This is a genomic window from Mycobacterium sp. DL592 (genome assembly GCF_011694515.1).
Lineage (GTDB): Bacteria > Actinomycetota > Actinomycetes > Mycobacteriales > Mycobacteriaceae > Mycobacterium.
This window is the reverse complement of the sequence record NZ_CP050192.1, coordinates 1752308-1764309: the sequence shown is the minus strand read 5'-3', so window position 1 is coordinate 1764309 and position 12002 is coordinate 1752308. Positions and strand designations below refer to the sequence as shown.

The 12002-nt window shown below is 66.7% G+C and carries 13 protein-coding genes; 5 read left to right on the top strand and 8 right to left on the bottom strand.

All coding sequences use genetic code 11. The features are described from left to right. The first annotated feature begins 76 nt into the window (after window positions 1–76). Genes HBE64_RS08475 through HBE64_RS08465 form a run of 3 tightly spaced genes read left to right on the top strand, consistent with a single transcriptional unit; the run spans window position 77 to window position 3161 of the window. Window positions 77–1750 (top strand): nitrite/sulfite reductase, encoded by a 1674-nt coding sequence (locus HBE64_RS08475; RefSeq protein WP_167100310.1) that lies wholly within the window; start codon window positions 77–79, stop codon window positions 1748–1750. Further along, the gene (locus tag HBE64_RS08470) at window positions 1747–2460 is read left to right on the top strand and encodes a phosphoadenylyl-sulfate reductase (RefSeq protein ID WP_208300592.1); all 714 of its coding nucleotides are present in this window, start codon (window positions 1747–1749) and stop codon (window positions 2458–2460) included. The genes HBE64_RS08475 and HBE64_RS08470 overlap by 4 nt, the downstream gene beginning before the upstream one ends. After that, window positions 2457–3161 (top strand): sirohydrochlorin chelatase, encoded by a 705-nt coding sequence (locus HBE64_RS08465; RefSeq protein ID WP_167100304.1) that lies wholly within the window; start codon window positions 2457–2459, stop codon window positions 3159–3161. The genes HBE64_RS08470 and HBE64_RS08465 overlap by 4 nt, the downstream gene beginning before the upstream one ends. On the opposite strand, the gene HBE64_RS08460 is transcribed toward HBE64_RS08465, so the two are convergent. From HBE64_RS08460 to HBE64_RS08440, 6 genes are all read right to left on the bottom strand, one after another. Beyond that, window positions 3158–4183, bottom strand: a complete 1026-nt coding sequence (locus HBE64_RS08460; protein ID WP_167100301.1) for a sulfate/molybdate ABC transporter ATP-binding protein — start codon at window positions 4181–4183, stop codon at window positions 3158–3160. The two genes, HBE64_RS08465 and HBE64_RS08460, sit on opposite strands and share 4 nt — an antisense overlap. A 22-nt stretch (window positions 4184–4205) precedes the next feature. After that, on the bottom strand, window positions 4206–5018 hold the full coding sequence (gene cysW, locus HBE64_RS08455; RefSeq protein ID WP_167100298.1) for a sulfate ABC transporter permease subunit CysW: 813 nt from the start codon (window positions 5016–5018) through the stop codon (window positions 4206–4208). Then, a complete protein-coding gene (gene cysT / locus HBE64_RS08450; RefSeq protein ID WP_167100295.1) occupies window positions 5015–5896 on the bottom strand; it encodes a sulfate ABC transporter permease subunit CysT in 882 nt (293 codons plus the stop codon). Before cysT ends, cysW begins: the two co-directional genes overlap by 4 nt. Next, on the bottom strand, window positions 5893–6933 hold the full coding sequence (locus HBE64_RS08445; RefSeq protein ID WP_167100292.1) for a sulfate ABC transporter substrate-binding protein: 1041 nt from the start codon (window positions 6931–6933) through the stop codon (window positions 5893–5895). Before HBE64_RS08445 ends, cysT begins: the two co-directional genes overlap by 4 nt. A gap of 119 nt (window positions 6934–7052) precedes the next feature. Further along, complete coding sequence (locus tag HBE64_RS24985) at window positions 7053–7145, bottom strand: Ms4533A family Cys-rich leader peptide (RefSeq protein ID WP_353612230.1); 93 nt, start codon at window positions 7143–7145, stop codon at window positions 7053–7055. Window positions 7146–7272: 127 nt separating this feature from the next. Continuing rightward, window positions 7273–7467, bottom strand: a complete 195-nt coding sequence (locus HBE64_RS08440) for a hypothetical protein (protein ID WP_167100289.1) — start codon at window positions 7465–7467, stop codon at window positions 7273–7275. A 111-nt stretch (window positions 7468–7578) separates the two neighbouring features. On the opposite strand from HBE64_RS08440, the gene HBE64_RS08435 reads away from it, so the two are divergent. Then, the gene (locus HBE64_RS08435; protein WP_243841540.1) at window positions 7579–9591 is read left to right on the top strand and encodes a glycoside hydrolase family 15 protein; all 2013 of its coding nucleotides are present in this window, start codon (window positions 7579–7581) and stop codon (window positions 9589–9591) included. Window positions 9592–9653: 62 nt separating this feature from the next. Here HBE64_RS08435 and HBE64_RS08430 read toward each other — a convergent pair whose 3' ends face one another. Then, window positions 9654–10079: a MarR family winged helix-turn-helix transcriptional regulator gene (locus HBE64_RS08430; protein ID WP_167100286.1), complete on the bottom strand. Its 426-nt coding sequence runs from the start codon at window positions 10077–10079 to the stop codon at window positions 9654–9656. Between the two features lie 72 nt (window positions 10080–10151). Here HBE64_RS08430 and HBE64_RS08425 point away from each other — a divergent pair, with 72 nt between their 5' ends. After that, on the top strand, window positions 10152–11396 hold the full coding sequence (locus HBE64_RS08425) for a multidrug effflux MFS transporter (RefSeq protein ID WP_167100283.1): 1245 nt from the start codon (window positions 10152–10154) through the stop codon (window positions 11394–11396). Here HBE64_RS08425 and HBE64_RS08420 read toward each other — a convergent pair. After that, window positions 11367–11999: a GPR1/FUN34/YaaH family transporter gene (locus tag HBE64_RS08420; RefSeq protein ID WP_167100279.1), complete on the bottom strand. Its 633-nt coding sequence runs from the start codon at window positions 11997–11999 to the stop codon at window positions 11367–11369. The genes HBE64_RS08425 and HBE64_RS08420 overlap by 30 nt on opposite strands. Window positions 12000–12002 lie beyond the last annotated feature (3 nt).

The window sequence follows — 12002 nt, the reverse complement described above, 5'->3', positions numbered from 1 at the left end:
ATCTGCGCCGCCGGAACAGCTCACCGGTGATCAGCGCAGTCCGAACGTCAGCTCCTTGACATGAGGAGCACATTTCATGAGTCAGCCGACCAAGGCCACACAGAAGCGGCCCAAGGGCGAAGGCCAGTGGGCTCTGGGCTATCGCGAGCCGCTCAACGCGAACGAGCAGAGCAAGAAGGACGACAACCCGCTCAATGTGCGGGAGCGCATCGAGAACATCTACGCCAAGAACGGCTTCGACAGCATCGATAAGGGCGACCTGCGCGGCCGCTTCCGCTGGTGGGGCCTCTACACCCAGCGCAAGCCCGGCTATGACGGCACCTGGACCGGTGACGAGAACACCGACATGCTCGAGGACGAATACTTCATGCTGCGGGTCCGCAGCGACGGCGGCGCGCTGACCACCGCCGCGCTACGCACCCTCGGCGGCATTTCTACCGAGTTCGCCCGCGATACCGCCGACATCAGCGACCGCGAGAACGTGCAGTACCACTGGATTCGCGTCGAGGACATGCCAGAGATCTGGCGCCGGCTCGACGAGGTCGGCCTGCAGACCACCGAGGCGTGCGGGGACTGCCCCCGGGTGGTGCTCGGCTCGCCGCTGGCCGGCGAATCCGTCGACGAGGTTCTCGACGGCACCCCCGCGATCGACGAGATCGTCCGCCGCTACGTCGGCAAGAAGGAGTACTCGAACCTGCCGCGCAAGTTCAAGACCGCCATAAGCGGTCTGCAGGACGTAGTGCACGAGGTCAACGACGTGGCGTTCATCGGGGTCAACCATCCCGACCACGGCCCCGGTTTCGACCTGTGGGTCGGCGGCGGCCTGTCGACCAACCCGATGCTGGGCCAGCGGGTGGGCGCCTGGGTTCCCCTCGACGAGGTGCCCGATGTCTGGGAAGCGGTGGTCAGCGTGTTCCGCGACTACGGCTACCGGCGGTTGCGCGCAAAGGCCCGGCTGAAGTTCCTGATCAAGGACTGGGGTATCGAAAAATTCAGGGAAGTTCTCGAACAGGAATACCTCAAGCGTCCGCTGATCGACGGCCCGGCACCCGAGCCCGTCGTCCGCCCCATCGACCACGTCGGTGTACAACGGCTGAAGAACGGTCTCAACGCCGTCGGAGTCGCGCCCATCGCGGGCCGCGTCTCGGGCACGATCCTGACCGCAGTCGCCGACCTGGCCGAGGCCGCGGGCTCCAACCGGGTCCGGTTCACCCCGTACCAGAAGCTGGTCATCCTCGATGTCCCCGACGACAAGTTGGACGAGCTGCGGGCCGGTCTCGACGCGCTCGGTCTGCCGTCGAGGCCGTCGCACTGGCGGCGCAACCTGATGGCCTGCACCGGAATCGAGTTCTGCAAGCTCAGCTTCGCCGAGACGCGGGTGCGCGCCCAGAGCCTGGTGCCCGATTTGGAGAAGCGCCTCGAGGACATCAACGCGGGGCTGGACGTGCCGGTGACCATCAACATCAACGGCTGCCCCAACTCGTGCGCCCGCATCCAGATCGCCGACATCGGGTTCAAGGGACAGATGGTCGACGAGGGTAACGGACCGGAGGAAGGGTTCCAGGTTCACCTGGGCGGCAGCCTCGGCCTGGACAGCGCTTTCGGCCGCAAGCTGCGTCAGCACAAGGTGCTCTCCAGCGAGCTGGGCGACTACATCGAGCGGGTCGTGCGCAACTTCGTGAAACAAAGACACGACGGTGAGCGTTTCGCCCAGTGGGCGCTGCGCGCTGACGAGGCTGATTTGCGATGACCATTGGGGTGCATGAGATGACCGAGACTGACCTGCGGACACTGGCGGAGCGCGGGGCCGCCGAGTTGGACGGAGCCAGCGCCGCCGAACTCCTGGCCTGGACTGACGAGCATTTCGCCGGTAGCTACGTGGTGGCCTCCAATATGCAGGACGCCGTGCTGGTCGACCTTGCCGCCAAAGTCCGCCCCGGGGTAGACGTGCTCTTTCTCGATACCGGCTACCACTTCGCCGAGACCATCGGCACCCGCGACGCCGTCGAAGCCGTCTACGACATCACCGTGGTCAACGTCACCGCCGAGCACAGTGTCGCCGAGCAGGATCGGCTGCTGGGCAAGGACCTCTTCGCCCGCGATCCCAACGAGTGCTGCCGCCTGCGCAAGGTGACGCCGCTGCGTAAAGCGCTGCAAGGCTATTCGGCCTGGGTGACCGGGATTCGCCGGGTGGAGTCACCCACCCGCGCCAACGCACCCCTGATCTCCTTCGACGAAGCGTTCGGCCTGGTGAAGGTCAATCCGCTCGCGGCGTGGACCGACGAGGACATGCAGGCCTACATCGACGCCAACGGTGTGCTGGTCAACCCGCTCGTCGACGAGGGCTACCCCTCGATCGGCTGCGCGCCGTGCACGGCCAAGCCGGTCGACGGCGCCGACCCGCGCAGCGGCCGTTGGCTCGGTTCGGCCAAAACCGAATGCGGACTTCACGTTTCGTGAAGCTGCTCCTGACCGCGCACGGCAGCGCTGATCCGCGTTCCGCGGCGACCACGCACGCCGTCGCCGAGCAGATCCGGCTGCTGCGTCCCGCGCTGGACGTATCAGTGGCGTTCTGCGAGAAGAACTCTCCGAATCTTCGCGACGCATTGCGCGCGACCAATGGGCCTGCCGTCGTCACTCCCCTGCTGCTGGCCAGCGCGTACCACGCCCGGGTCGACATACCGGAGATGATCGCCGACGCGGGCGCCGACGTGCTGCAAGCGGACACGCTGGGTGAGGACCCCCGCCTCGTAGAGGTCATGCGTGAACGCCTGGCGCAGGCCGGAATCCCCGGTGACGCCGAGAACGTGGGGGTGCTGGTCGTGGCGGTCGGTTCGTCGCACGCACAGGCCAACGCCCGAACGGCGACACTGGGCGATGCCCTGGCCGACGGATCCCGGTGGGCGGGCGTGCAGGTTGCCTATGCCACCGGCCCGCAGCCCTCGGTGCTCGACGGCGTCGAACTTCTACGGGGGCGTGGCGCGAGCCGGGTGGTCCTGGCGCCGTGGTTCATCGCGCCCGGCCGTATCACCGACCGGGTAGCCGAGATTGCCGGTGCCGCAGGCATTGTGATGGCAGCGCCACTGGGCGCACATCCGTTGGTCGCCCAGACGGTGCTGGACCGGTTCGACCTGGCGGTGGCGCAGCGGGCCGCGGCCTAACTCGCCGCGACCTGCACTTCACCGGCGATCGGCGGCACCCGGGTGGCCCGCACGTAGACGGTGTCACCTTCCTTAAGGCCAAGCGCCTCGGCGTCGCCGCGGGTGATCTGGGCGATGAACGGTGCACCGTTGGTGGCGCTGGTCAGTTCCACCCGGACTTCGAAGCCGAGGTAGGCCACGCGGTCGATGGTGGCCCGTATGACACCGGTGGACTCCGCGGTGCCGTCGCCAGCCGCGATGGCCAAGTCCGGGCTGCGGCCCACCCGAATATCGTGCGGACGCACCAGGATTCCGTTCAGCGCCGACACGGTGCCCAGGAAGGACATGACGAACGCGTTGGCGGGACTGTCGTACACCTCGGTCGGTGAGCCGACCTGCTCGATGCGGCCCTTGTTGAGCACTGCGATCCGGTCGGCCACGTCGAGCGCTTCGGCCTGGTCGTGAGTCACCAGCACCGTCGTCACGTGGACTTCGTCGTGCAACCGGCGCAGCCATGTCCGCAGGTCCTCGCGGACCTTGGCGTCCAGCGCGCCGAACGGCTCGTCGAGCAGGAGCACCTCGGGGTCGACCGCAAGGGCCCGGGCCAACGCCATGCGTTGGCGCTGACCGCCGGAAAGCTGGTTGGGATAACGGTTTTGGAATCCCGCCAGCCCCACCACCTCGAGCAGATTGTCGACCTTGTCCTTGATCTCCGGCTTGGCGACCTTGCGGATCTTGAGTCCGAACGCGACATTGTCCCGCACGGTCAGGTGTTTGAAGGCGGCGTAGTGTTGGAAGACGAACCCGATCCCCCGGCGCTGCGGCGGCACATTGGTGACTTCGCGGCCGTTGATGGTGATGGTACCGGTGTCCGGCTGGTCTAGGCCGGCGATCGCTCGTAGCAGGGTCGACTTGCCCGAGCCGCTGGGGCCCAGCAGGGCCGTCAGTGACCCGGAGGGCACTACGAAGTCGATGTTATCGAGAGCGACGAAATCGCCGTAACGCTTGTTGGCGCCGCTGACGGTGATCGCATTGGTGGTCATGACAGTTCCATTCTTGTCTGGCTCACTCGGCAGCCTGAGTGCGCCGCGCGTCGAGCACGACTTGAACGACGAGGACGATGACCGCCACCGCCATCAGCAGAGTCGATACGGCGTAGGCGCCGTACTCGGCGCCGCGGGTGTAGCGGTCGGACACCAACAGGGTCAGCGTCTGGGACTTACCGGGCAGGTTGGAGGACACCATGATCACGGCGCCGTACTCGCCGAGGGTCCGGGCCACGGTGAGCACGATGCCGTAGGTCAGGCCCCACCGAATCGACGGCAGGGTGATCCGCCAGAACGTCTGCCACCAACTCGATCCCAGCGTCGCGGCGGCCTCTTCCTGGTCGGTCCCGAGTTCATGGAGCACCGGCTCGACTTCCCGGATCACGAACGGCACGGTGACGAAGATGCTGGCGAGCACGATGCCCGGGAAGCCGAAGATGATCTTGAAGCCGAGGCTGTTCTCCACGAAGCCGAACACCCCGGCCGTGCCCCACAGCAGGATCAGGGCCACGCCGACGACCACCGGCGACACCGCGAACGGCAGGTCGATGATCGCCTGTAGAGCGGACTTGCCACGGAACTTGTTGCGCGCCAGCACCAGTGCGGTCGGGACGCCGAAGATGACGTTCAGCGGCACGACGATCGCCACCACCAGAAGCGACACCTGCAACGCCGACAAGGCGGCCGGGGTGGTGATCGATCCGAAAAACGCACCGAAGCCGGGGGCGAAGGTGCGCCACAGGATCAGCCCGACCGGAACGAGCACGAGAACCAGGATGTAGGCCAGCGCCGTGTAGCGGGCCAGGTACCGCACCAACGGTGATGGAGTCATGACGCCAAGGCCTCCCGTTTGGCTGCCCGTGACCCGATCGTACGGAGGATGAACAGCACGACGAACGAGATCAGCAGCAGCACAATCGAAATCGCTGCCGCACCGGTCCGGTCGTCATTCTCGATCAGGGTGCGAATCCACTGTGAGGACACCTCGGTCTCACCTGGCACGGCGCCGCCGATCAGCACCACCGATCCGAACTCGCCGATGGCGCGGGAGAACGCCAGCCCGGCACCGGACAGCAACGACGGCAACAGTGCGGGGACGATCACCTGTAGGAAGATGGTCCTGTTGTTGGCGCCCAGCGAGGCCGCCGCCTCCTCGACCTCACGGTCGAGTTCGAGAAGGACCGGCTGAACCGAGCGCACCACGAACGGCAGCGTGACGAACAGCAGGGCGATACCCACACCCCACTTGGTGTGCTGCAGATGCAGATCGACCGGGCTGTTCGGGCCGTACAGCGCCAGCATCACCAGGCTCGCGACGATGGTGGGCAGCGCGAACGGTAGGTCGATCACCGCGTCGACCAGCCGCTTGCCGGGGAAGTCGTCGCGGGTCAGGACCCAGGCCACCAGCAAGCCGAACACCGCGTTGATCAGCGTGACCCCGATCGAGATGGTCAGCGTCACCCGGAACGACTCCAACGCGGCGTTCGAGGTGACCGCGGCCCAGAAGGCGGCCCAGCCGCCCTTGGCGGACTGCCAGACGATGGCCGCCAAGGGAAGCAGGACGATGACGCTCAGCCAGATCGACGCGGCACCGACCCGCAGCCGGGTGGTGCCGTGCCTGCGGGACCGGAAGCCGGGCGGCCCGCCCGAGTCACCACCGGTGAGCTCGGGACGGACCACCTGAGGATTCGGCTCGACAGCTGCTGTCATCCAGTGGCCTGCTTGTAGATCTTGGTGATGGAGCCATTGTCCTTGTCGAACAGCGCGGGATCCACTGTCTTCCAGCCACCCAGGTCAGCGATCGTCCAGAGCTTCTCCGCGGGTGCCGGGAAGTCACTGGCGAAGTCCGCGGCAACCTTGGGGTCGACCGGGCGGAAGCCGGCCTCGGCCCAGATCTTCTGCCCCTCCGGGGTGTACAGGAAGTTCTTCAGCGCGGTCGCCTTGTCCTGATGGGCGCCGGTGGTCACGACTGCCACCGGGTTCTCGATCTTGAAGGTCTGCGGCGGGATGAAGTGCTCGACATCCTTGCCCTGACGTTCGACGTTGATGGCCTCGTCCTCGTAGCTCAACAACACGTCACCGGTGCCCTGCAGGAACACGTCGGTGGCCTCCCGGCCCGAGCCCGGGCGGGTCTTGACGTGCTCGCTGACCAGCTTGCTGATGAAGTCCAGGCCGGCCTGCGGGTCCTGGCCACCGTTACTCTTGGCGGCGTAGGGCGCAAGCAGGTTCCACTTGGCCGAACCCGAGCTCAACGGGCTCGGGGTGACGACCTCAACACCGGGTGCCAGCAGGTCGTCCCAGGTCTTGATGTTCTTCGGGTTGCCCTTGCGGACGACGATGGCCACGACCGAACCGAACGGGATACCCTTAGTCGCGTCGGCGTTCCAGTCGGCGGCGACCTTGTTGGCCTTCACCAGTCGGGTGACGTCGGGCTCGACGGAGAAGTTGACGATGTCGGCGGGCTTGCCGTCCACCACCGCGCGCGACTGGTCACCGGAAGCGCCATAGGACGTCGTGACCGCGACACCCTTGCCGTCCGGGGTGGCCGCGAAGGCCGGAATGATCTTGCTCCAGCCGGGTTCCGGCACCGCGTAGGCGACCAGCGTCAGCGTGGTGTCGGCTTTGGCGCCGCTAGTACCGCCTGCGACGTCGCTGGAGCCGCCGCCGCACGCGGCGAGCACGGTCGCGGTGACGGCAAGCGCCGCCGCCGCGCGCCAGCGGCTGGGGATCGAGGTGACTCTCTTCATTGGGGGCCTTTCTCATTGCGGAACGGGGAGGGATCGAACCCGTGGCAACGGAATGGCGTTGTGTCATGAGCGAATTGCCGTGACCAATACCGACACCAAACCGCAGACGGGCAGGGGTGTCAGCGACAACAAGCAACATCAGCAACGGCGCAAGCACCGACGGCAATGAGGGCCAAGATGTGGCCCTCGCCGTAACCGGTCGCCGATTGCATGGCGCGAAGCTTAACAGAGTTCCGACGCAGGGCGACTCGGGCCGTCAGCGGTTCAACAACCACACGACGACGACGAGGATCAGCAGCGCCACCAGGGCCAGAGTCACCCGGGATCGGGGCATTCCGCTCATCGGCGCTGCCTGTCGCCGCGGCGAATCCAGTGCAGTGCCTTGATGCCGTTGCCCAGCAGCACGTCAACTGTGACGGCGATCCCGTAGGCCAGCGCCAGAACCACCGGCATCACGATGATCACCTGCAGGACGAACCCGAGCCCGGAGAGCCACAACTCAACGCCGTCCCACCAACTCAGGATCCCGGTCACGTTCCCCACCTTATGCCGACGCCGCAAAACAGTTGCGATCTGCGTGAGCAGCAAAGTTACGGTTCGGCCTACAAGTAGACGCCAGGCGTCTGCGCGGTCGATGATGTCTGAATGGTTCTGCAAGCCCAGCCAGCGGACGAGGACACAGCCGTGCCGGCCTACCAGACGCCGACGCCGCTGTCTGCCACTGCCCCGGTGCCGTACACCCCGGGCGGGCCACTGCGTAACCCGTTCCCGCCGATCGCCGACTACGCCTTCCTGTCGGATTGCGAGAACACCTGCCTGATCTCCTCGGCGGGCGCCGTCGAGTGGCTATGCGTCCCGCGGCCGGACTCCCCCAGCGTCTTCGGCGCCATCCTCGACCGCGGCGCCGGGCACTTCCGGCTCGGGCCCTACGGCGTGTCGGTTCCGGCCGCGCGCCGCTACCTGCCCGGCAGCCTGATCCTCGAGACCACCTGGCAGACCCACACGGGTTGGGTGATCGTGCGCGACGCGCTGGTCATGGGTCCCTGGCACGACATCGACACCCGGTCGCGCACACACCGTCGCACCCCGATGGACTGGGACGCCGAGCACATCCTTTTGCGCACCGTGAAATGCGTCAGCGGCACTGTCGAACTGGTGATGAACTGCGAGCCGTCGTTCGACTACGCCCGGGTCAACGCCACCTGGGAGTACTCGGCCAACGCCTACGGCGAGGCCATCGCCCGGGCCCGCAAGGATCCCGACGCGCATCCGACCCTGCGGCTGACGACCAACCTGCGCATCGGTCTGGAAGGCCGGGAGGCCCGGGCCCGCACCCGGCTCAAAGAGGGCGACAACATCTTCGTCGCGCTGTCGTGGTCCAAGCATCCGTCGCCGCAGACCTACGACGAGGCCGCCGACAAGATGTGGCAGACCAGCGAGGCGTGGCGGCAGTGGATCAACATCGGAGACTTCCCGGACCACCCGTGGCGGTCGTATCTGCAGCGCAGTGCGCTCACGCTCAAGGGGCTGACCTACTCGCCCACCGGCGCCCTGCTGGCGGCCAGCACCACCTCGTTGCCCGAGACACCGCAGGGGGAACGGAACTGGGACTACCGCTACGCCTGGGTACGTGACTCGACCTTCGCGCTGTGGGGGCTTTACACCCTGGGTCTGGACCGCGAGGCCGACGACTTCTTCTCCTTCATCGCCGACGTGTCGGGTGCCAACAACGGCGAACGCCATCCGCTGCAGGTGATGTATGCCGTCGGCGGCGAGCGTGAACTGGTCGAAGAGGAACTCAATCACCTCTCCGGCTACGACAACGCCCGGCCGGTGCGCATCGGGAACGGGGCCTATAACCAGCGCCAGCACGACATCTGGGGCACCATGCTCGACTCGGTGTACCTGCATGCCAAGTCGCGCGAGCAGATCTCCGATCAGTTGTGGCCGGTGCTCAAGGAGCAGGTCGAAGAGGCCATCAAGCACTGGAAGGAACCCGACCGCGGGATCTGGGAGGTGCGCGGGGAACCGCAGCACTTCACCTCCTCGAAGGTGATGTGCTGGGTGGCCCTGGACCGCGGCTCGAAGCTGGCCGAACTCGTCGGCGAGAAGAGCTACGCCCAGCAGTGGCGGGCGATCGCCGAGGAGATCAAGGCCGACATCCTGACCAACGGGGTCGACAAGCGTGGGGTCCTCACCCAGCGCTACGGCGACGACGCCCTGGACGCCTCCCTGCTGCTCGTCCCGCTGGTGCGGTTCCTGCCGTCCGACGATCCGCGGGTGCGGGCGACGGTGCTGGCGATCGCCGACGAGCTCACCGAAGACGGGCTGGTGCTGCGCTACCGCGTCGAGGAGACCGACGACGGGCTGTCCGGCGAGGAGGGCAGCTTCACCATCTGCTCATTCTGGCTGGTGTCGGCGCTGGTGGAGATCGGCGAGGTCAGCCGGGCGCGCCATCTGTGCGAGCGACTGCTGTCCTTCGCCAGCCCGTTGCATCTGTATGCCGAGGAGATCGAGCCGCGGACAGGGCGGCACCTGGGCAACTTCCCGCAGGCCTTCACACACCTGGCGTTGATCAACGCCGTCGTGCACGTGATTCGTGCCGAGGAAGAGGCGGACAGCACCGGGGTGTTCCAGCCGGCCAACGCGCCGATGTAGGCGGATGGCCTACAAATAGCCGGATGTAGGCGGATGGCCTACAAACAGCCGGATATAGCGGGTCAGCCCAGGCGGTCGGCCAGCAGCCGCGCCTCGGCGCGATCCAGCAGGTTCTTGACGGTCGCCACATCCCGCAGATCGTCACCGAACGCGATCGACATCTGCCGGGCCCACTGGCTGCGCAGTCGGGTCAGGTTGTCGGCGGCAAGCGTGGTCGGGAAGAGGTTGACTCCGCGGGCGTCGTGCACGTCGGCGCGGCGTTCGACGAATCCGCGGCGCTCGAGCCCTTTGAGGGCGGTGCTGAGGTTGCTGCGCTGCAGGCCGGTGAACCTGGCGACGTCGCTGGGCGCCGCCCCCGGGTGGTCGTCGATATAGCGCATGACGTGCGCCTCCGATGGCGTCAGCACCGTGTCGGGTTCCATCCCCATCCGGATCTCGCGGGCGACGACGAGGATCACCTCGGCGAGGTCGGCCAGCTCACTCTCCATGGACAAATCCTAACGGAGTTGGTTATGATTACATAGTTATTACATCATAATTATCTAGCTTCAAGGATGGACATGACGACCGCCGTGACCGAGCCGACCCAGACTGCCCAGCGCGACAGATCGATATCGCCCTGGCTGCTTCTGGTGCTGGCGTTGTTGTCGGCCGTCGCCCCGGTGGCCACCGACCTGTACCTGCCCGCCTTCCCGGAGATGACGGTCGAACTGCACGCCAGTGCCACCGCCGTCCAGTTGACGCTCACCGCATTCCTGCTCGGCCTCACCTTCGGACAGCTCGCCTTCGGGCCGCTCTCGGACCGGATCGGACGGCGCGGCCCGCTGGTCGTCGGCACCCTGCTGTGTGTGGTCGCCAGCGCGGTGGCGGCGATGGCCCCGACCGTCGGCATCCTGGTCACGGCACGCTTCGCGCAGGGGTTCACCGGCGCGGCCGGCATGGTCATCGGCCGGGCCGTCATCTCCGACCTCGCGACCGGAAAGGCTGCGGCACGGGCCTTCAGCCTGATGATGATCGTCGGCGGCATCGCCCCGGTCGTCGCCCCGTTCGCCGGCGGGCTGCTGGTGGGTCCGGTCGGCTGGCGCGGCATCCTGTGGGTCGTCGGCGGCATCGCCGTGGCGATGTTCGTCGCAACTGTCGCACTGGTGCGCGAATCGCATCCCAAGGAACGCCGAGCCGCCCTGAAAGCGCATGCCGCCGATGGTGTCTCACCGTGGCACGAGTTGCGGTCACGCACCTACATCGGCAATACGCTGGCGTTCGGCTTCGGTTTCGCGGTGATGATGGCCTACATCTCGGCCTCGCCGTTCGTCTACCAGGTGATGCTCGGCCTCACCCCGATGCAGTACGGCATCGCGTTCGCCGTCAATGCGCTGGGACTCACCGCGGTGAGCGCGCTGTCCGCGCGCCTGACTGCGAGCATCTCCAGCCGAAAGCTGCTCGGTGCGGGCCTCGGCCTGACGCTGGCGGCGACGCTGACCCTGCTGGGCCTCGTGCTCACTGGTGCGCCGGCGTGGACGATCGCCATTCCGATCTTCGTGGCCGTGTCCTGCCAGGGCCTGATCCTCGGTAACGCCACCGCATTGGCACTGTCCGCAGTCCCGCGTGCTGCCGGCGCAGGCTCGGCGGGCCTGGGCGCCGTGCAGTTCGGGCTTGGGGCGGCGGTCTCTCCGCTCGTCGGTCTCGGTGGCGAGCACACCGCGCTACCGCTGGCGGTGGTGATGGTGACACTGTCGGTCCTGGCGATGGCCGCCTATCTCAGCGGCGGCCGCACGTCAGCTGACCAGCGGCCGGCCCAGCGGTAGCGCGCGCCCTCCGGTCTCCTCCCACAGGGTTGCGACATAGAAGTAGACGACGAAGGCCACGAAGGCGAATACGAACCAGCCACCCGCCTTCGTCGCCACGTCGCTACCTGTCAGCGTTCCGATCAGAAGCAGGATCAACGCGACGTCGACGATCGCCAGCAACAGCGGGTATGTCCACGGCAGCCGTAGCGTCAGCACGGTGAGCAGACCGATGGTCAGCAACCAGCTGGCCAGCCACAAGGCCGTGGTGTCCTGGACGGCGGCTGCCGGAATGCCGAACCAATCGTGGGTGAATCCCAGCGACAGAACCGAATAGCTTCCGTAGAAACCGAAGAACACCCCGTAGACGGTCACATTGACGTTCTGTCGCAGTGCCGCCGACCAGATCGTGGTGATCAGCAGTCCCACCGTGGTGGCCGACAGCAGGATCGGCACGGCGGCCGAGCCTGCTGTGATGATCCCGGTGTTGGTGAATCCCAGGCCCAGCGCTCCGGCGATGATCAACGGAAGCCCCAGTACCCCGGGATTGCCCTGGGGTTCGCGTGTGATGGTGTCCGCGACCGCAATTCGCTCGACCTCGGGTGCGATGACGGTATCGGTCATGAC

Bases quoted from the DNA above. Each gene is read 5' to 3' on its own strand.
- HBE64_RS24985 (WP_353612230.1), bottom strand. From the start codon at position 7,145: ATGCAATCGGCGACCGGTTACGGCGAGGGCCACATCTTGGCCCTCATT.
- HBE64_RS08470 (WP_208300592.1), top strand. From the start codon at position 1,747: ATGACCATTGGGGTGCATGAGATGACCGAGACTGACCTGCGGACACTG.
- HBE64_RS08435 (WP_243841540.1), top strand. From the start codon at position 7,579: ATGGTTCTGCAAGCCCAGCCAGCGGACGAGGACACAGCCGTGCCGGCC.
- HBE64_RS08445 (WP_167100292.1), bottom strand. From the start codon at position 6,933: ATGAAGAGAGTCACCTCGATCCCCAGCCGCTGGCGCGCGGCGGCGGCG.
- cysW (WP_167100298.1), bottom strand. From the start codon at position 5,018: ATGACTCCATCACCGTTGGTGCGGTACCTGGCCCGCTACACGGCGCTG.
- cysT (WP_167100295.1), bottom strand. From the start codon at position 5,896: ATGACAGCAGCTGTCGAGCCGAATCCTCAGGTGGTCCGTCCCGAGCTC.
- HBE64_RS08475 (WP_167100310.1), top strand. From the start codon at position 77: ATGAGTCAGCCGACCAAGGCCACACAGAAGCGGCCCAAGGGCGAAGGC.
- HBE64_RS08430 (WP_167100286.1), bottom strand. From the start codon at position 10,079: ATGGAGAGTGAGCTGGCCGACCTCGCCGAGGTGATCCTCGTCGTCGCC.
- HBE64_RS08425 (WP_167100283.1), top strand. From the start codon at position 10,152: ATGACGACCGCCGTGACCGAGCCGACCCAGACTGCCCAGCGCGACAGA.
- HBE64_RS08420 (WP_167100279.1), bottom strand. From the start codon at position 11,999: ATGACCGATACCGTCATCGCACCCGAGGTCGAGCGAATTGCGGTCGCG.
- HBE64_RS08460 (WP_167100301.1), bottom strand. From the start codon at position 4,183: ATGACCACCAATGCGATCACCGTCAGCGGCGCCAACAAGCGTTACGGC.